The 17,508-nt window shown below is 63.3% G+C and carries 14 protein-coding genes; 6 read left to right on the top strand and 8 right to left on the bottom strand.

Annotated features, from left to right (window positions below):
* The first annotated feature begins 263 nt into the window (after positions 1 to 263).
* Both leuA and AC1DVN_RS06630 read left to right on the top strand, forming a co-directional pair.
* Complete coding sequence (gene leuA, locus AC1DVN_RS06625; RefSeq protein ID WP_019746565.1) at positions 264 to 2,072, top strand: 2-isopropylmalate synthase; 1,809 nt, start codon at positions 264 to 266, stop codon at positions 2,070 to 2,072.
* Positions 2,073 to 2,320: 248 nt separating this feature from the next.
* On the top strand, positions 2,321 to 2,698 hold the full coding sequence (locus AC1DVN_RS06630) for a PLDc N-terminal domain-containing protein (protein ID WP_020968226.1): 378 nt from the start codon (positions 2,321 to 2,323) through the stop codon (positions 2,696 to 2,698).
* A gap of 113 nt (positions 2,699 to 2,811) precedes the next feature.
* On the opposite strand, the gene AC1DVN_RS06635 is transcribed toward AC1DVN_RS06630, so the two are convergent.
* Positions 2,812 to 3,705 carry a LysR family transcriptional regulator gene (locus AC1DVN_RS06635; protein ID WP_069147130.1) on the bottom strand — a complete coding sequence of 298 codons (894 nt, stop codon included), beginning with the start codon at positions 3,703 to 3,705 and terminating at the stop codon, positions 2,812 to 2,814.
* Between the two features lie 90 nt (positions 3,706 to 3,795).
* Here AC1DVN_RS06635 and AC1DVN_RS06640 point away from each other — a divergent pair, with 90 nt between their 5' ends.
* Genes AC1DVN_RS06640 through AC1DVN_RS06655 form a run of 4 tightly spaced genes read left to right on the top strand, consistent with a single transcriptional unit; the run spans position 3,796 to position 8,498 of the window.
* On the top strand, positions 3,796 to 4,737 hold the full coding sequence (locus AC1DVN_RS06640; protein WP_058038234.1) for an EamA family transporter: 942 nt from the start codon (positions 3,796 to 3,798) through the stop codon (positions 4,735 to 4,737).
* 25 nt (positions 4,738 to 4,762) lie between these two features.
* Positions 4,763 to 6,016, top strand: coding sequence for a DUF1727 domain-containing protein (locus AC1DVN_RS06645; protein ID WP_477993630.1), 1,254 nt, complete (start codon positions 4,763 to 4,765; stop codon positions 6,014 to 6,016).
* Positions 6,009 to 6,722: a type 1 glutamine amidotransferase gene (locus tag AC1DVN_RS06650; RefSeq protein ID WP_019746560.1), complete on the top strand. Its 714-nt coding sequence runs from the start codon at positions 6,009 to 6,011 to the stop codon at positions 6,720 to 6,722. Before AC1DVN_RS06645 ends, AC1DVN_RS06650 begins: the two co-directional genes overlap by 8 nt.
* A 57-nt stretch (positions 6,723 to 6,779) precedes the next feature.
* The gene (locus tag AC1DVN_RS06655; RefSeq protein ID WP_477846652.1) at positions 6,780 to 8,498 is read left to right on the top strand and encodes a vWA domain-containing protein; all 1,719 of its coding nucleotides are present in this window, start codon (positions 6,780 to 6,782) and stop codon (positions 8,496 to 8,498) included.
* 4 nt (positions 8,499 to 8,502) lie between these two features.
* On the opposite strand, the gene AC1DVN_RS06660 is transcribed toward AC1DVN_RS06655, so the two are convergent.
* From AC1DVN_RS06660 to AC1DVN_RS06690, 7 genes are all read right to left on the bottom strand, one after another.
* Positions 8,503 to 9,666, bottom strand: a complete 1,164-nt coding sequence (locus tag AC1DVN_RS06660) for a low temperature requirement protein A (protein ID WP_020905917.1) — start codon at positions 9,664 to 9,666, stop codon at positions 8,503 to 8,505.
* Positions 9,667 to 9,732: 66 nt separating this feature from the next.
* Positions 9,733 to 10,860 (bottom strand): acyl-CoA dehydrogenase family protein, encoded by a 1,128-nt coding sequence (locus AC1DVN_RS06665; protein ID WP_477846653.1) that lies wholly within the window; start codon positions 10,858 to 10,860, stop codon positions 9,733 to 9,735.
* A 1-nt stretch (position 10,861) separates the two neighbouring features.
* Positions 10,862 to 12,067: an acyl-CoA dehydrogenase family protein gene (locus tag AC1DVN_RS06670; RefSeq protein ID WP_020905915.1), complete on the bottom strand. Its 1,206-nt coding sequence runs from the start codon at positions 12,065 to 12,067 to the stop codon at positions 10,862 to 10,864.
* A gap of 17 nt (positions 12,068 to 12,084) precedes the next feature.
* Entirely contained in the window at positions 12,085 to 14,295 is a 2,211-nt protein-coding gene (locus AC1DVN_RS06675; protein WP_477993631.1) for an acyl-CoA dehydrogenase, read from the bottom strand.
* 27 nt (positions 14,296 to 14,322) lie between these two features.
* Positions 14,323 to 15,453, bottom strand: a complete 1,131-nt coding sequence (locus tag AC1DVN_RS06680; protein ID WP_477993632.1) for a steroid 3-ketoacyl-CoA thiolase — start codon at positions 15,451 to 15,453, stop codon at positions 14,323 to 14,325.
* Positions 15,450 to 16,286 (bottom strand): SDR family NAD(P)-dependent oxidoreductase, encoded by an 837-nt coding sequence (locus AC1DVN_RS06685; protein ID WP_477993633.1) that lies wholly within the window; start codon positions 16,284 to 16,286, stop codon positions 15,450 to 15,452. The genes AC1DVN_RS06680 and AC1DVN_RS06685 overlap by 4 nt, the downstream gene beginning before the upstream one ends.
* A gap of 1 nt (position 16,287) precedes the next feature.
* Positions 16,288 to 17,496 carry a DegT/DnrJ/EryC1/StrS family aminotransferase gene (locus AC1DVN_RS06690; protein ID WP_019746553.1) on the bottom strand — a complete coding sequence of 403 codons (1,209 nt, stop codon included), beginning with the start codon at positions 17,494 to 17,496 and terminating at the stop codon, positions 16,288 to 16,290.
* Between the last annotated feature and the right edge of the window lie 12 nt (positions 17,497 to 17,508).

The following is a 17,508-nucleotide window of genomic DNA, read 5'->3' on the forward strand; positions in this document are numbered from 1 at the left end:
AGTCCACCATTTTCGAGGCCGAAACGGCAGCACAATTCGGCGACAAATTGGACATGAGGGCGAACCCCACCGATTTCTCGCGAAATCCAGGAGTAGAGTGCTGTGCATGCAGCGCGCACTCCTTCTTGGTTGCCGCGACGGGGTCTGATCCAGACTGGCCTCCCGCCGCGGGGTTTTTGTGCGCCGGTCGACCAAGCCTTCCGGACTCATGGTCTTGACCAACAGGTCATCAGGCCAGGTCCACAATCCTGGAGATCACACCAATGTCCCCCGCTGACGCATTCACCACCGGCACTCGCACCATTACCCCGCCCACGAAGCCGGCACCTTCCGACCAGCCTGCGTGGAACACGCAGAAGAACTCGTCGATGCCGACGTTCCGCTACCGCCCGTTCGCCGAAGAGGTCGAGACGGTCACGCTGCCCGACCGCACCTGGCCGGACAAGATCATCGACCGAGCACCCCAGTGGTGTGCCGTTGACCTGCGCGACGGCAACCAGGCGCTGATCGATCCGATGAGCCCGGCGCGCAAGCGTCGCATGTTCGATCTCCTGGTCCGTATGGGCTACAAGGAGATCGAGGTCGGATTCCCGTCCGCGAGCCAGACCGACTTCGACTTCGTTCGCGAGATCATCGAGGACGGCGCGATCCCGTCCGATGTCACCATCCAGGTGCTGACGCAGTCGCGTCCTGAACTGATCAAGCGCACATTCGAGGCGTGCGAAGGTGCCGAGAACGCGATCGTGCACTTCTACAACTCCACCTCGATCCTGCAGCGCCGCGTCGTGTTCCGCGCCGACAAGGACACGATCAAGAAGATCGCCACCGACGCCGCCGAACTGGTCCTGGCCGAGTCGAAGAAGTACCCGGACACCAACTGGCGCTGGGAATACTCGCCCGAGTCCTACACCGGCACCGAGCTCGAGTACGCCAAGGAAGTATGTGACGCCGTCACCGAAACCCTGGGTGCGACGCCTGCCAACCCGGTCATCCTGAACCTGCCCGCCACCGTCGAGATGGCGACACCCAACGTGTACGCCGACTCCATCGAGTGGATGCACCGCAACCTGGCCCGCCGCGATTCGGTCATCCTGTCGCTGCACCCCCACAACGACCGCGGCACCGGCGTCGCTGCAGCCGAGCTGGGCTACCAGGCCGGCGCAGACCGCATCGAAGGCTGCCTGTTCGGTAACGGTGAGCGCACCGGCAACGTCTGCCTGGTCACCCTCGCGCTGAACATGTTCACGCGCGGCGTCGACCCGCAGATCGATTTCTCGAACATCGACGAGATCCGTCGCACGGTCGAGTACTGCAACCAACTGCCCGTCCACGAGCGTCATCCGTACGGCGGCGACCTGGTCTACACCGCGTTCTCCGGCAGCCACCAGGACGCGATCAACAAGGGCCTCGACGCCATGAAGGTCGACGCCGACAACCAGGACTCGGACGTCGACGACATTCTCTGGCAGGTCCCCTACCTGCCGATCGACCCCAAGGACGTCGGCCGCAGCTACGAGGCCGTCATCCGCGTGAATTCGCAGTCCGGCAAGGGCGGCGTCGCGTACATCATGAAGGCCGATCACGGTCTGGTGCTGCCGCGTCGTCTGCAGGTCGAGTTCTCGCAGTCGGTCCAGAAGATCACCGACGGCGAAGGCGGCGAGGTCTCGCCGAAGGAAATGTGGGACGTCTTCCACGAGGAGTACCTCGCCCCCGTCACCCCGCTCGAGCGCATGAAGCAGAAGGTCACCGCCTCCGAGGAGGACGGCGGCACCGACGCCATCACCGCCATCGTCAAGGTGAACGGCAAGGAGCAGGAGATCTCGGGAACCGGTAACGGCCCGCTCGCTGCCTTCGTCGACGCGCTGGGAAGCATCAACTTCGACGTTCGTGTCCTCGACTACTCCGAGCACGCAATGTCCGCCGGCGACGACGCCCAAGCGGCGGCCTACGTCGAGTGCGCCGTGACGGGCCCGGACGGTCAGAGCACCGTCGTCTGGGGTGTGGGTATCGCCACGTCAATCACGACGGCGTCGCTGCGCGCCGTGGTTTCGGCAGTGAACCGCGCGAGCTGACACTCACGCAATACGAACCCGGCTCTTCAACAAACCCTGGTCTCACCCGATTTTCGGGTGAGACCAGGGTTGTTTTCACGGCACAGAAGTTCTTCGGTCCGTGTTTTCGGTTCGGCATGACATAGGTCCCGAAAGAGTCGCTTAGCGAAGTTAACAAACAGGATTCACCCATCGAGGATGATGCAGCCGACCCCGGCACGTGAGATAGTCACCTCAGACAAATCCGACTTGTGAAATGGGGCTCGACAATGGATTCCTTTTGGGACTTCCTCTGGCTGATCATCATCAGCTTCGCGTTCATCGCGTACCTGATCCTGCTCTTCTCGATCATCACCGACCTATTCCGCGATCACAAGACTTCCGGCTGGGTAAAGGCAATCTGGATCGTCTTCCTGTTCTTCATTCCGCTGCTCACCTCGCTCGTCTATCTGATCGTCCGAAGCGACGGAATGGCCCAGCGCTCCATGGAGGCTGCTCAGCAGGTCAAGAATGCACAGGACAGCTACATCCGTGAGGTTGCCGGAAAGTCCCCGGCCGAGTCCATCGCAGATGCAAAGGCGCTTCTCGACGCCGGCACCATCAGCGAAGAAGAATTCGCAGCGCTCAAGGCCAAGGCCCTCGCCTGATTCAGGCCCTCACTAATCAGTGAGGATTGCACTACCGAAACGGGAGCGACACTAATCGTGTCGCTCCCGTTTCGTATTCATTCACCATCCGCCGTTCATGCACCGACAGCCGTTCATTCACCGACAGCTCGCGCGACGTCGCGAAAAGCGTCGAGAACCACTCCGATAGCCGGGCTGCGGTCGATGTGTAATCGAGTTGCCAATTCATAAACGCGAGCAGCGCGCACGCCTGCCACCGGTTTCCTCGACACTCCAGGATGTGTGATCGCGTAACGCGGCATCAAAGCCACACCGTGGCCCGCCGCCACCAACTCTTCGATAACTCGGAAATCGTTTATCCGATGAGCGACTCGAGGTTGGACCCCGGTGACGGATGCAACGGACAACAGAACGTCGTCGACCGGAAACCCGCCGCGCACGCTGATCCAGTTCTCGTCGGCCAATTGTTCCAACCGGACCGAATCCTGCTCGGCGAGTGGATGATCAGGCCGCAGCACCAGATCGATCGGTTCACGCATCAGCGGTTGCACGCTGACCCGGGGAAACGAGGTCTCGGCGCCGCGTTCGTCACGGTGAGTGAGGATCACGTCGTGATCGGCCAACAGTCCAGGGACGGCCGACGCCGGTTTGTCGACGTCGTGTGCGTCGATGTCCACGTCCGAGTTCTTCAGCGCCGTCAGAACGCCGGGCAGCAGGAGAGCTGCTCCGGAGGGAAAGAACGCGACTCGCACCTTGCCGCGCGGCGAGCCTCGGTACGACGCCATCTCGTCCGCTGCCCGGTCGAGCGCCGCCACCACGTCGTCGGCGCGGAGCACCAGCGCTCGACCAGCGTCGGTGAGGCGCAGCGTGCGCCCGTCCGGTTCGAGGAGCGAGACCCCCGCCTCTCGGCCGAGGATCTTGAGTTGTTGCGAGACGGCGGACGGTGTCATCGAGAGAGCGAGAGCAGTAGCGCCGACGGTTCTTCGGTCGGCGAGCTCACGGAGGATCCGCAAGCGCGTGGCATCCATACGGTGACGAATATCCATGTAGCAAAACTACATGGATAGTGCATCTATATTCGCTTGTTCTGATGCTTCGTACGGCTCACGATTAACGTCATGACTCCCCGCGACCGTCTCCTCGGCCTGACCGTGATCGTCTTGTGGGGTCTGAACTTCCTGGCCATTCGCGTCGGCCTGGATCATTTCCCGCCGTTCTTCTTCGCGGCGCTGCGGTTCCTGATCATCGCGATTCCGGTGGTCATCTTCGTGCCGCGTCCGCAGGTACCGCTCCGTTGGTTGCTGCTCTACGGATTCGGTTTCGGATTCGGCCAGTTCGTCTTCCTCTTCTGGGCGATGCATTCGGGGATGCCGACGGGTCTCGCATCACTGGTCCTGCAGTCGTCCGCGCCGTTCACCGTCCTACTCGGCGCGTTCCTGCTCCGCGAGAAGCTCAGCGTCTGGCAGGTCTCCGGGATCGCCGTCGCCGTAGCCGGTATGTCGTTGATCGGCTGGGACCGTTCACACCACGCGGCACTGCTGCCCGTGATCCTCACGCTCCTCGGCGGTCTGTCCTGGGCGTTCGGCAATCTCGGCAGCCGCTTGGCCGCGGCGAACACCGTCGGCGAGCCCGCACCGATGCGCTTGATGCTGTGGATGTGCGTCATCCCGCCGTTGCCGATGCTCGCCCTGTCAGCGGTGGTCGAAGGCCCGACCGTCGGATGGCACGCGCTCGGCACCGCGTTCAGCGCCGACGCCTGGCCGTCACTGGTCGGGCTGGCCTACATCATTCTGCTCGGCACCATCGCCGGATCCGGGCTCTGGACGATGCTCATGGGCCGCTATCCCGCCGGCATGGTGGCGCCGCTCTCCTTGCTGGTACCGGTAGTGGGAATCGGCGCGTCCTGGCTGTTCCTGCACGAGGATCCGAGCCCGTTGTCCCTGGTCGGGGCAGTCATCGTGATCGCCGGAGCGAGTGCCGCACAGATGAGGCGCAAGCCCGCGAACACTGTTTTCTCGGACACACCTGCAGCCTCACCACCGGCGCGACTCGGCGTCTGACGATGCCCTGTGCCAAACTCGGGCCGTGGGAACTGGACTATCGATCACAGTGCGCGGAAAGCTCGCCATGCGAGCTGCCGCAGCAGCATCTTGGGCATCGCAGAAGGCCGGTCGCGGCAAGGGTTCGATGATCGGCGGGTTGATCGCCCTCAAGATCGACCCGACGCTCATGACTCAGCTCGGACGCGGCAAGCGCACCGTCGTGGTCACGGGCACCAACGGCAAGTCGACGACCACGCGTATGACCGCCGCAGCGCTCGCGACACTCGGTGACGTCGCCACGCAGGCCGACGGCGCCAACATGGATGCCGGGATCGTGGCCGCTCTGGCCGCGCGTACGGACGCAACGCTGGCAGCACTCGAGGTCGACGAACTGCACGTCCCCCACGTAGCCGACGCCGTGAACCCGGAAGTGATCGTGCTGCTCAATCTCAGCCGCGATCAGCTCGACCGGGTCGGCGAGATCAACATGATCGAGCGGAAGCTCCGCGCGTGCGTCAATGCGCATCCGAACGCGGTGATCGTCGCCAACTGCGATGACGTACTGGTCACCTCCGTGGCATACGACGCCGCCAACGTCGTGTGGGTTGCTGCCGGCGGCGGCTGGGCCGGCGATTCCGTCAGCTGCCCGCGCACCGGTGAACCCATCGTGTGGGAGGGAAAGCACTGGCGCAGTACCGGTTCCGACTTCGCGCGGCCCGAGCCGACCTGGTGGCTCGACGACGACAATCTCTACGGCCCCGACGGCCTGAAGATTCCGATGACGTTGACTCTCCCCGGAAAAGCCAACCGCGGTAACGCCGCTCAGGCCGTAGCTGCTGCGGCTGCTTTGGGCGCAGATCCGGTCGGGGCAGTTGCCGCCGCGTCGACGGTCCAGGAAGTCGCCGGCCGCTACAGCACCGTCGAGGTCGGACCGCACTCCGTCCACATGCTGCTCGCGAAGAATCCCGCCGGTTGGCAGGAAGCGCTGTCGATGATCGATCCCACGGTGGACGGACTCGTGATCGCGGTGAACGGTCAGGTGCCGGACGGCGAGGACCTCTCCTGGCTGTGGGACGTGAAGTTCGAACACTTCGAAGGCGTCAAGGTAGTGGCCGCCGGCGAACGCGCAACCGATCTCGCCGTTCGCCTCACGTACGCAGGCGTCGAGCACACCCTCGATCCGGATCCGTTGCGCGCCATCGCTTCCTGCCCTCCCGGACGCGTGGAGGTACTGGCGAACTACACAGCCTTCCGTGACCTCAACACCGCCATCGCGAAGGAGTCTCGCAATGTCTGACTCGACAATTCGCATCGGACTGGTTCTCCCCGACGTCATGGGCACCTACGGCGACGGCGGCAATGCCCTGATCCTGCGTCAGCGTCTGCGGATGCGCGGGTACGACGCCGAAATCGTGGACATCACCTTGAGCGATCCGGTCCCCGACTCGCTCGACGTGTACACATTGGGTGGCGCCGAGGATTCCGCTCAGCGACTCGCAACGCGCCATCTCGCGAAATACCCTGGCCTGCAACGCGCCGCCGAGCGCGGCGCACCGGTTCTGGCGATCTGCGCTGCCATTCAGGTGCTCGGCAACTGGTACGAAACCTCCAGCGGCGAACGCGTCGACGGTGTCTCGATGCTCGACGTCACGACCTCTCCGCAGGAGAAGCGTTCCATCGGCGAGGTCATCACGAAGCCCTTGATCGACGGGCTCACAGCACCTCTCTCAGGTTTCGAGAATCACCGCGGCGGAACAACTCTGGGTAGCTCAGCCTCTGGATTCGCACGTGTCACCCATGGTGTCGGAAACGGCGTCGGTGACGGATTCGAAGGCGTCGTGCAGGGTTCGGTGATCGGGACGTACATGCACGGACCCGCCTTGGCCCGGAATCCGGAACTCGCGGACCTCCTGCTCATGCGGGCCTTGGGCGTCAACGAGCTCGAACCCCTGCATCTGCCCGAGGTCGACAAGCTCCGCAAGGAGCGGCTCGCGATTCGCTGAGCCTGTCGTCCGTTCGGACGACTGTTGGTGGGCGGCGGCACCTCGTAGCCTCATTCCATGCGTCTTCGTGTGGCGATCTGTATTGCGGCGACTGCGATCATTGCCGTCGGGTGTTCGACGCAGGGCAGTGGCGGGCCCAAAGAAGCAGGTGGGACCCAGGAAGTAGGCGGGCCCCAGCAGGCAAGTGTCACTGCTGATCCGGTTTCAGAGGCGAGCGCAACGGCGCCTAGCATCATCGTCCTGGACGCCTCGGGGTCGATGAAGCAGGACGACGCTCCCGGTCCTCGAATCGATGCCGCCAAGAACGCGATTCACACTCTTGTCAGTGGTCTTCCAGACGACACAGCGCTCGGTCTGATCGCGTACGGCACCGCCACAGGTAGCAGCGACGCCGAGAAGGACGCGGGTTGCCGCGACATCAAGACCGTCGTGCCACTCGGACCGCTCGATCGAAATGCATTCGCAGCGGGAATCGACGGGTTGTCCGCGTCGGGATACACGCCGATCATGGCTGCGCTTCAACAAGCCGCCGCCGCACTCCCGACCGATGGCGAGCGCACGATCATCCTCGTCTCCGATGGAGAGGACACCTGCTCAACCGAACCTCCATGTGAGTCCACGGAAGCGATACCTCACGATCCTGACCTGACTATCCACACAATCGGATTCAAGCTCGACGCCGCTGCGTCCGGCCAGTTGAAGTGCATCGCCGACGCGACCGGGGGCATGGCGATCGACGCCGCCAACGCAGCGCAACTCACCGCACGGCTGGCGGTTGCCTCGAATCCCGAATCCGCACGGGAGCGACTCTCCACCAGCGGCTTCCGTGACCTTCGGATCGGCATGACGGTGGAGGACGCACGGAAAGCGGCCGGCGATCTGGTGTCGGTATCGAAGACCGGAACGGTGGTGGTCGAATGGCAAGACTGCGAATTGACCTTTACCGATGGCGTTCTCGTCGAAATTGCACCCCGGACCGGTGCTGTCACACTGGACGGACTGGCCGTCGGCCAGAAGATGCAGCGCGCCGCCGAACTGTACGGTCCCTTCACTGCCACAACCAATTCCGACGGCGAATCGGTTGCAGTCTTTCCGGCCGACTCCGAAGCAGGAACCGGGTATCGCATCACCTTCACACCCGAAGGCAAGAAAGCGGATGAGGGAACTATCACCCGCATAGTCCTCTGCCGGTGCTTGCCCGCGACTGCGGGATCATCGGCGGGCGGTACACCCACCGAGATCGTGAATCTTGTTGCCGTCGACGGTTCCGGCAAACCCAAATCCGGTTGGAGTGTCAAGACACCGGCCATGAAGATCAGCGAGTGCTACGGAGCATCTCAGTCGGCCGTCACGCCGGGAGTCATCACCTGCGGAAGCACCGCAGACGGGGCGGACGCGTGTTGGGTCGGCCCGGAGCCCGATTCGATTCTCTGCCTGCAATTTCCCTGGGGAACAGAACTGATCACCGCTCGAGGCGTGGACGGCGTCGAGGCCTATCCGCCGCCCGCCGGCCCGACTCCCTTCGGGCTCGAACTCGAGAACGGCCTTCTCTGCCGCGTCCGGCACGGCGGTTCGTGGCCCTCTGCCGAATCCGACCCCCGTCTGGCGGGCGCCTACTCCTGCCGAGGGCAAGGGACGGATACACCCATCGTATGGGCCGAAAGCACCTATCCGATCGATCGTTCCGAAGATCGGTGGACCGTGCTGGTCGGACCGTCGAAGGGACCGCTGGAGACCGTCGCCGTCACCAAGGCGATATTCCTTGCCGCCGAATGAGCGCTCAGACGGTTTCGGATTTCCCCTCGGTCAGAACCAGTTCCACGGCCAACAGCGCGGCGCAGGCCAGTCCCGCAACCAGTTCGGGCACCGCGGTGTAGGTACCACCGAGCACGACGACGATCGCGACCGAGAACGGCATGAGGGTGCGTACCGAGGAGTCATGTAGTCGAATGTGGATGAACCACAGCGCTGCAAGGATGACCGCGACCGGAACGGTGACGGCAGCACCCGTCACCAACGCGCTGCCGTCACCGTGATGAGTCCAGAAGTCGACGCGCGAAGCCAACCCCGCACCGATGGCGGCAGCGGCGGCGAAGATGAAGTAGTGACCGAACCCCCAGACGAAGGGTGAGACGTTGTCACCGCCGATCACTTCGCCTGCATTGCGTTGGAAGTAGAGCCACCACAGGCTGAAGACAATCAGAATGCCGCCGATCACGACGTAGGTGACCTGCGCTGCCGGATGCTCACCGTCGACCGCGTCCTGAATCGCGATGGTGGTCGAAAGGATCGTCTCGCCCAGAACGATGATGAAGAACAACGAGTACCGCTCCGCGATGTGATGCGGGTGCCACGGCGTCATGCCCGGCTTCTCCGACCAGATCGGTACCGCGAATTCGCACAGAACCAACACCAGGAACGTCGGGACGTAAATGGCGGACGGAACGAAGTAGAAACCGATCCAACCGATCTGGACCAACACGATTCCGAGAGCGTATCGACGAGCCGTGAGCGCATGTTCGGGGTCGTTCCGCGACACCCTGAGCCATTGGATGACCAGGGCTATTCGCATGATGACGTAGCCGACGATGATGAGCAGGGCGTCGTCGTTGAAGAAGCGGACGATGCCGGCTGCAAGGACCAGCGATCCGAGGATCTGGAAGATGGTCAGCAGCCGGGCGATTCCGTCGTCGTTGTCGTACGCCGAGGTGAACCACGTGAAGTTCAGCCACGTCCACCAGATCGCGAAGAACGCCATCGCGAAGTGCCCGACGCCCGAAGCCGCGTGCCCTTCGCTGATCGCGTGGTGCAGACCGGTGGCCGCTTGAGCGACCGCCACGACGAAGCAGAGGTCGGTGAGCAGCTCGAGCGGCGTCGCCACCCGATGCGGCTCGTGCGGATCCCGCGGAACCAACGGCCGGATGAACGAACTGGTGCGATTCACGAAGGGCAGAGTAGCGCGATGATTGCCGACGCGCTGCCCGTGACTGCAACCTGTCGTCTCAGATATTCACGCCGACGCCCCGATCTGGGCTCGGATTTCCAACTGATCGGCGAGTTCGGCGCCTATCGCCCCCACGCTCCCCAAGGTGAAGGCGATCTGCCGTCCCCACAGGAAATAGCGGTGAATCGGATAGTCGACATCCGCTCCGATTCCGCCGTGCAGGTGCTGGGTCGCGTGCACCACACGCAGGCCGCCGCGCGACGCCCACCATTTGGCGACCAGCGCCGCTGCTTCCGCTTCACTCTCGACTCCGCTGTCCATCAGCCAGGCAGCGCGGTGCGTGGTCAACCTTGTGCTCTCGGTGTCGAGGTACGCGTCGGCGGCCCGGACGGCAACTGCCTGGTTGGTCGAGAGTGGACGACCGAATTGCACTCGCTCGGAGGTGTATTTCGCCGTCATCCCCAGCGCTTCCTCGCAGACGCCGGTAGCCAGGGCCGCAAGAGCCACCCGTGCACGCCGCAACGTCCAGTCTCGAACCACCGCGCCGTCTGCGGGAAGTGCGTCAGCTGCAGTAACCGCAACCCCGTCGAACTGCACAGAACTGTTGCTCTCGCGGTTCGTCACCGCAAGCGGTGTACGCACCAGCGCGTCCCGGTCCGTGGGCACGATCATGACGCTGACACTGCCGTCCGGCATCGTCACCGGAACGACCAGCGCGGCCGCGAACTCCGCGGCAGGCACGGAGTCGACGTGGCCTGACAGAACCCAACCGTCAGGCGCCGGCTCGGCGCGAACCGCCGTCTCGGCGTTGTAGCCGGTGTCGAATGTGCCGGTGACGATCACCGAGCCGTCGAGCAGTCCCGGAAGCCACGACGCTTTCTGCTCCGTGCTGCCGAACTCGGAAATCGGCAGCGCCGCCGTGGAAATCACCGACCAGAGCGGCACCTGGGCGACCCGGCGGCCCTGTTGTTCGAGCACCGCGGCCAGGCCGAGCATTCCGAGTCCTGCTCCCCCGACCTCTTCCGGCAGAGCGATTCCCAGAACGTCGGAGTCGGCGAGGAGCTTCCACAGTTCGGCGTCGAAACCGCTGGTGCTCTCCACTTCCCGCAGTCGGTCCACTCCGGACTTCGCCGAGAAGATCGATTCACTCAGATCCCGCACGGCGGACAAGTTGTCGTCGAATTCGAATTCCATGTCAGCTCTTTTCGTTCTGTGCAGCGGGCCGGCGACGCGCAGCAAGCGCCATGCCCAGGCATTTTGCGGCGACAATTTCACGCATCACTTCGTTGGTACCACCACCGAAGGTGTTGTTCTGGGCGCGCCGACCCAGGTTCTCGACCCGCCCTTCCAGTACCGCTCCGGGTGTACCGGGGCGCAGTAAGCCCTTGGCACCCAGCACTTCCTGCAGCATGCCGTACGCACTGACGACGGCTTCGGTACCGAAGATCTTGGCCGCGGCCGAATCCCCGCCGCCCAAGGTGTTGGCGGCGACGTCCGCCACCAGTCGCAGGTTCATCAGGTCGGCGGCGCTGAGCAGCGCGTAGACTTCCGCCAATTTCTCACGTACCCAGCCGATGTCGTAGACGTGGCCGTCACCGGCGGGTTCCGTCTTTGCCCACTCGACCACCTCGGCGAAGAGCTCGTTGGCGATGCCACCGCGTGCTGCCAGGGCAACACGTTCGTGGTTGAGCTGGTTGGTGATGAGCTTCCACCCCTGATTGAGCTCACCGACGACATTGCTGATCGGCACCCGAACATCTTCGTAATAGGTTGCCGAAGTGCTGATTCCGCCCACGGTGTGAATTTCGGTGACCGAGAACCCCGGCGAATTGGTCGGTACCAAGACCACGGAAATGCCCTGATGCGTCGGCGCGTCAGGATCGGTGCGAACGGCAAGCCAGACCCAGTCGGCAAACACACCCGCACTGGTGAAGATCTTGTTGCCGTTGATGACAAGCTCGTCGCCCTCGATGCGGGCGCGTGTTTCGAGTGCCGCGAGATCGGTGCCCGCATTGGGTTCGGTGTAGCCGATGGCAAAGATCAATTCACCCGCCAGGATCGGACGCAGGAAGAAGTCCTTCTGAGCTTGCGTCCCGTGCTTGATCAGAGCGGGTCCGACGGTGTTCAGCGTGACCAGTGACAGCGGCGCATTCGCGCGAATCACCTCATCGTAGAACACATACAGAGCTTCGGGGTTCTCACCCCGACCGCCGAATTCCTCCGGCCACCCCAAGCCCAGCCAACCGTCTTTACCCATCCGGCGCAGGATGCGATCGAAGACGGGGCCGCCTTCGGTCTGATCCACGAGAGCACGGCGGTCTTCGTCGTTGATGATCTCTGCGAAGTATGCGCGCAATTCCTTGCGCAGAGTCTTCGACTCCTCCGACAAATCCAAGTACATGGTGAAGCTCCTAAGATCTACGAACGCGGCAGGCCGAGTACGCGCTGCGCGATGACGTTGAGTTGGATTTCGACGGTTCCGCCGCCGAACAGAATCGAGGGAAGTCCGATGTGGTCTATCGCGTAATTCGCCGACGGGTCGACAACTGCGGCGCGCGGTCCGAGCAGTCGCAACAGGTCCCGCGAGCCCTCGCGCTGCGCCAGGGCGTTGTACACCTTCGACACGCTGATCTCGGCGCCCGGTTCCTGACCCGCCAGTCGCGCCGACACTCCGCGCAGATTCATCGCGGACAGTGCCAACTCACGAGAGATACTGCGGCCGAGGCCTTCCACTGCATCTTCGCGGGGGCAGTCGTGGCTCGCGTCGGCAATCACCTGACGGAACAACCGACTCGAACCGTGGTGCAGCGTGCTGCCCATGCTCAAGCGTTCGTTGGACAGCGTTGTCGCAGCCAGTTTCCACCCTTGCCCAGGTTCGGCCACCAGGCAGTCGTCCGGGACGAAGACCTCGTCGAGGAATACCTCGTTGAATTCCGACTTGCCGGTGGCTTGCTTCAGCGGACGTACGTCGACGCCCTTCGAGGTCATGTCGACCAGGAAGTACGACAGCCCACGATGTTTCGGAGCGTCCGCGTCGGAACGCGCCAGGCATACTCCCCAATCTGCCTCGTGCGCACCCGAGTTCCACACTTTCTGACCTGACAGGACCCAGCCACCGTCGACCTTGCGCGCTTTCGTGCTCAGACCGGCCAGGTCTGATCCCGCGCCCGGCTCACTGAACAGCTGGCACCAGATGATGTCGGCGCGCAGCGAAGGCTCGACGAACCTGTCCTGCTGCTCGGCGTCGCCGTGTTCGAGAATCGTGGGCAGCACCCATTCCCCGATCACCGTGGACGGTTGAGCCCAACCTCGCATCGCGAATTCATGTGCGATGACGGCCTGTTCCCTCGGCCCCGCTCCGAGCCCGTACGGCGCCCGATAGTGCGGGGCAACCAGTTTGGCGTCGGCAAATCGGGCGCGTCGAGCGCGCCCCTTGGCCGGCGCCCAACTCGCGCTGGTGGTTCCGTCGTCAGGCAGCAGCGCAACCTCGTCCAGAACCCTCCGAACCTGCTCTCGTAACTCCGGCAGCATTTCCGGGTCGACAAAGGAGAAATCCCGTTCCGAATCGGCGGACCGGTCTCCCAATGTGTGTGCCCACTTCACCTCGGAACCCGCCACTGCCGCGATACTGATCGCCCGGCGCCAGTACAGATGCGCGTCATGCTCCCAGGTGAATCCGATTCCGCCGAGCAAAGTTACACATTCGAGGGCGTTCTCGATGCCGACGGGCAAAGCGGCCAACGCAGCTTGAGCCGAGACAAGTTTCTGCTGATCCTCGTCGTGGTCTTCGGATCGAGCGGCGTCCCACGCTGCGGCACAGGCAATCTCGGAGCGGACCAGCATCATGGCCGCCTTGTGCTGAACTGCCTGGAAGCTTCCGACCGGACGGCCGAACTGCTGCCGGGACTTCACATAGTCGACTGCGGTCCGTAGCGCCCACCCGGCGATACCGCTCGCCTCCGCAGCCAACACCGTGTTGACGACCAGTTCGGTTCGGTGCGCCTGGAGACCGTCGACGATCAGCCCAGCCTCGACCTGGTGATCGGTCAACGTCAGTGTTCCGATCGACCGTGTCAGATCCACCCCGTCTTCGATCACCACCGCAGCGGAAGTCGACGGTTCGAGCCGGAACCACAACTCGCCGTCTTCGCTGTTCGCCCGCACGAGAACGACATCAGCTCCGGGCAGACCTAGAGCTGGGTCGGCAGAACCGCTCACTGTCCACCCAGCATCGCTGCGAGCCGCGCGCAATCTCGTTCCGGTACAGACTGCTCCGGTTGCACCGGTGGCCAACTCCGTCAGCATTGTTTCCGCAGCCGGGCCCGCAGCTGTTGCGAGAATGCCACTCGCGATGACCGTCGGAACGTACGGTCCCGGATAGAGCGCATCACCCAATTGCTCGACTACCACTGCAAGTTCGGCAAGACCCGCCCCGTCACCGCCGTACTGCTCCGGCAGGTGCACTGCGTGCAGGCCCTGACGGACCAACCCATCCCACGAGTCCGGCCGATCACCGGCGGCGTACCTCTTGACGTTGCTCCGCGTATCGGCGATTCCACCGAAGCGGTTCGCGAATGCGGCTACCGCTTCCGCCAGGTCACGGTGATCTTCGAGCAGGGGTAGTGCCATGGCAGGTTCCTCAATCTTCGGTTCTTGTCAGATGCGTTCGAGAATCAGGCAGGTGGTTGCGGCGGACGCGCAGATCGCGATCAGTGCGATGGACTTGTTCCGGCGTTCCAGTTCGTCGATGACATTGGCCAACAGCCTGATTCCGGTTGCACCGGCCGGGTGGCCCAGTGCGATTGCGCCGCCGTTGACGTTCAGCAATTCGGGATCGACGCCGTGAACCTGCGCGAACGACATCGGTACCGAAGCAAATGCCTCGTTGACCTCGAACAGATCGATGTCGTCGATTGTCAGCCCGGTGCGTCCGAGCACGATGTTTGCCGCGTCGACGGGACCGTCGAGCATGAACTCGGTGTCACCGCCGATGACGCACTGCGCCAGTATCTTTGCCCGTGGCCGCACGCCGAGGGCCTTGGCTCGATCCTCTGACATCAGCAGAGCGGCACTCGCACCGTCCGAGACCTGCGAAGACGTTCCAGCGGTGTGCAATCCGCCCTCTTGAACGGTGCGCAGCTTCGCGAGCCCGTCGAGACTCGATTCGCGCAAACCCTGATCCCGATGAACCGGAACGTCAGAGCCCGGAGCGACCACATCGATGATGTGCGAGTCGAATCGGCCTGCCTCCCACGCCGCCGCCGCCCGCTGCTGCGAGCGCAGCCCGAAGGCGTCGAGATCCTCGCGGCTGAAACCGCGCTTGACAGCAATCCGATCGGCCGCGGTGTACTGGTCGACGGTATCGAGTGACCACGACTCCGGACGTGGTGTTCCCAGGCCGGTACCCACCTTGTACGTCAACGGAGCTCGGGACATCAACTCGACACCGCACGCCACACCCACGTCGACTGCACCGATGGCAATCTGCCCGGCGATCAACTGCACCGACTGCTGTGCAGTTCCGCACTGCGCGTCGATCGTGGTGCAGCCCGCTTTCAACGGAAGGCCCGCATGCATCCAGGACGTACGCACGATGTTTCCGAACTGCTCACCGAGAGGCGTCACACATCCGCCGATGACCTGGTCGACCGCATCAGGATCCACGCCAACCCGATCCAGCACGCCTCTCTGCGCATATCCCAACAGTTCCGCCGCGTGGACTCCGGACAGCCAACCCTCACGCTTGCCGAACGGCGTTCGTGCTGCGTCCACGATGACGGGCTTCATGCCAACTCCTCGGTTCGTAGTGCCGTTCCGTCCAGACCGCGTACGGTCAGGGACCACTCGTCGATCAGGTCCAAGCTGACGCTCGAGCGCGCGGTGAACTCGGTGTCGCAATCACACAGCGCTGTGACCGCTTCCACCATTTCTTCCATAGATTCGACCTGATCCGGCCGGATAGTCTCACCGACCAGGACTCTGGCGCCCTCACTGAGCACCGCTGCCCGCGGTTGAACCGTGTTGACGCGAACCCCCTGGCCGTAGAGTTCCACGCCCATGCCGTTGCTCATCCTGTTGAGCGCTGCTTTGGAGGCGCCGTACACGGTCATGGCAGTTCCCGGTTCGACCCACGTGAACGGCGGGCCATGCCACGGTTTGACGGTGCCACTGGACACGTTCACGATCCAGCCGTATCCGTTTGCCACCATCCCCGGCACCACGGCTTGCATCAGATCGAGCGGTGCATGGACATTTGCCTCGAACATCAAACGTCGCCGCCGCAGTGGGTAATCCGACAGCAGCTGATAGATCGCCGCTGCCGCGTTGTTCACCAGGATGTCGATCGTCCCGCCAAGCTTCTCGATCGCCAGCGGCACCACCGTGTCGCGCTGCTGCTCGTCCGTCAGATCTGCGACAACTATCTCGACTTTGGTTCCGTACTTGGCAATTCGAGCCGCAGTCTCTTCGAGACTGCCCGACAGGGTTGCATGCGTGCCGAGCGTCCGAGCCACGAGGGCGACGTCGGCACCCTCCGCTGCCAGTCGCTCTGCGACGCCCGCACCGATTCCGCGACTGGAACCGGTGACAAGCGCTCGGCGGCCGTCAAAGCGCCTCGTCATGCTATTTGAACTTCGAGGCGAAGCGATTGATGCTCTCCGCAATCCGGGCAACTTCGTCTTCGCGCAGGCCGTGACTCATGCCGAGTGTCATTCCTCGGGCGAAAACCGCGTCGGCTTCCGGCAATCCTTCGGCCGGCTGACGGAACTCGATGTTGTTCATCATCGGGTGACGAGTGACGTTGCCGCTCCACACAGTTCGTGTGTCGATACCGTCGGCCTCGATGGCTTCCTGCAGGTCGCTGCGCGTGAAGGGGGCGTTCTCGTTGATCATCACCGGGTAACACAGCCACGCCGTATCGAGACCGTCGAGTTCTACCGGCGTCGTGAAGAATTCAGGATGGGCGCCGTATGCCGCCGTGAAGGCCGCAAACGTTGCCTTACGCGTCTTGTAGTTCTCTTCCAGCTTGTCGAGCTGCACGACTCCGTAAGCTGCGCCGAGTTCGGAGGGCTCGAAGTTCCATGACATGAGCTCGAAGATGAAGTCGTTGTCGTAGTCGACGCCGTCGAGTTCTTCACGGAAGACTCGGCCGGACTTGGTACTACCGAACAGATTCGGCTCACTGCGACGGCCCCAGCGGCGAAGCAGGAGCGCCTTGTCGCGGCTGGCTTCGTCGTCGACGCACACCATTCCGCCGGTTCCCGCGCACGTGATGATGTGTGCCATCGAGAAACTGGTGACGACGATGTCCGCCCGGGAGCCGGTGGGAGTGCCGCGGAGCGTGGCACCGATCGCGTCACACGAATCCTCGATCACCTTGAGTCCGTGACGATCTGCGATGTCACGAATGACGTCCCAGTCCGGGCAGTTGCCGGCGAGGTTCGGCATGAGGATGGCACCGGTTTTTTCGGTGACCATTGCCTCGATCTTGGTGACGTCGACGTTGAACGTGTTGGGTTCCACGTCCACGAACACCGGCACCAGACCGGCACGCACGATCGGTGCGATGTCGGTGGAGAACGTCAACGGCGACGTGATGATCTCGCTTCCCGCAGGCAGTCCGAGCAGCTCGACTGCCAAGTACAAACCCGAGGATCCCGAGTTGCACATGACGCCGAACCTCTTGCCTGCCAAGGCCGCGATACGTTCTTCCATCTCGAAGACGTTCTTGCCGATGCGCAATCCTTGATGCCCGCTGCGCAAGACGTCGACAACCGCCTGTATTTCTTCCTCGCCGTGTGTAGCCCTGGCGTAGGTGATCCGCTCACTCATCTGGTTCCTGCT

The sequence above is a fragment of the Rhodococcus sp. P4_E4 genome, assembly GCF_056401575.1.

Bases quoted from the DNA above. Each gene is read 5' to 3' on its own strand.
- AC1DVN_RS06670 (WP_020905915.1), bottom strand. From the start codon at position 12,067: ATGTACTTGGATTTGTCGGAGGAGTCGAAGACTCTGCGCAAGGAATTG.
- AC1DVN_RS06655 (WP_477846652.1), top strand. From the start codon at position 6,780: ATGCGTCTTCGTGTGGCGATCTGTATTGCGGCGACTGCGATCATTGCC.
- AC1DVN_RS06685 (WP_477993633.1), bottom strand. From the start codon at position 16,286: ATGACGAGGCGCTTTGACGGCCGCCGAGCGCTTGTCACCGGTTCCAGT.
- AC1DVN_RS06675 (WP_477993631.1), bottom strand. From the start codon at position 14,295: ATGGCACTACCCCTGCTCGAAGATCACCGTGACCTGGCGGAAGCGGTA.
- AC1DVN_RS06650 (WP_019746560.1), top strand. From the start codon at position 6,009: ATGTCTGACTCGACAATTCGCATCGGACTGGTTCTCCCCGACGTCATG.
- leuA (WP_019746565.1), top strand. From the start codon at position 264: ATGTCCCCCGCTGACGCATTCACCACCGGCACTCGCACCATTACCCCG.
- AC1DVN_RS06680 (WP_477993632.1), bottom strand. From the start codon at position 15,453: ATGAAGCCCGTCATCGTGGACGCAGCACGAACGCCGTTCGGCAAGCGT.
- AC1DVN_RS06690 (WP_019746553.1), bottom strand. From the start codon at position 17,496: ATGAGTGAGCGGATCACCTACGCCAGGGCTACACACGGCGAGGAAGAA.
- AC1DVN_RS06630 (WP_020968226.1), top strand. From the start codon at position 2,321: ATGGATTCCTTTTGGGACTTCCTCTGGCTGATCATCATCAGCTTCGCG.
- AC1DVN_RS06640 (WP_058038234.1), top strand. From the start codon at position 3,796: ATGACTCCCCGCGACCGTCTCCTCGGCCTGACCGTGATCGTCTTGTGG.
- AC1DVN_RS06665 (WP_477846653.1), bottom strand. From the start codon at position 10,860: ATGGAATTCGAATTCGACGACAACTTGTCCGCCGTGCGGGATCTGAGT.
- AC1DVN_RS06635 (WP_069147130.1), bottom strand. From the start codon at position 3,705: ATGGATGCCACGCGCTTGCGGATCCTCCGTGAGCTCGCCGACCGAAGA.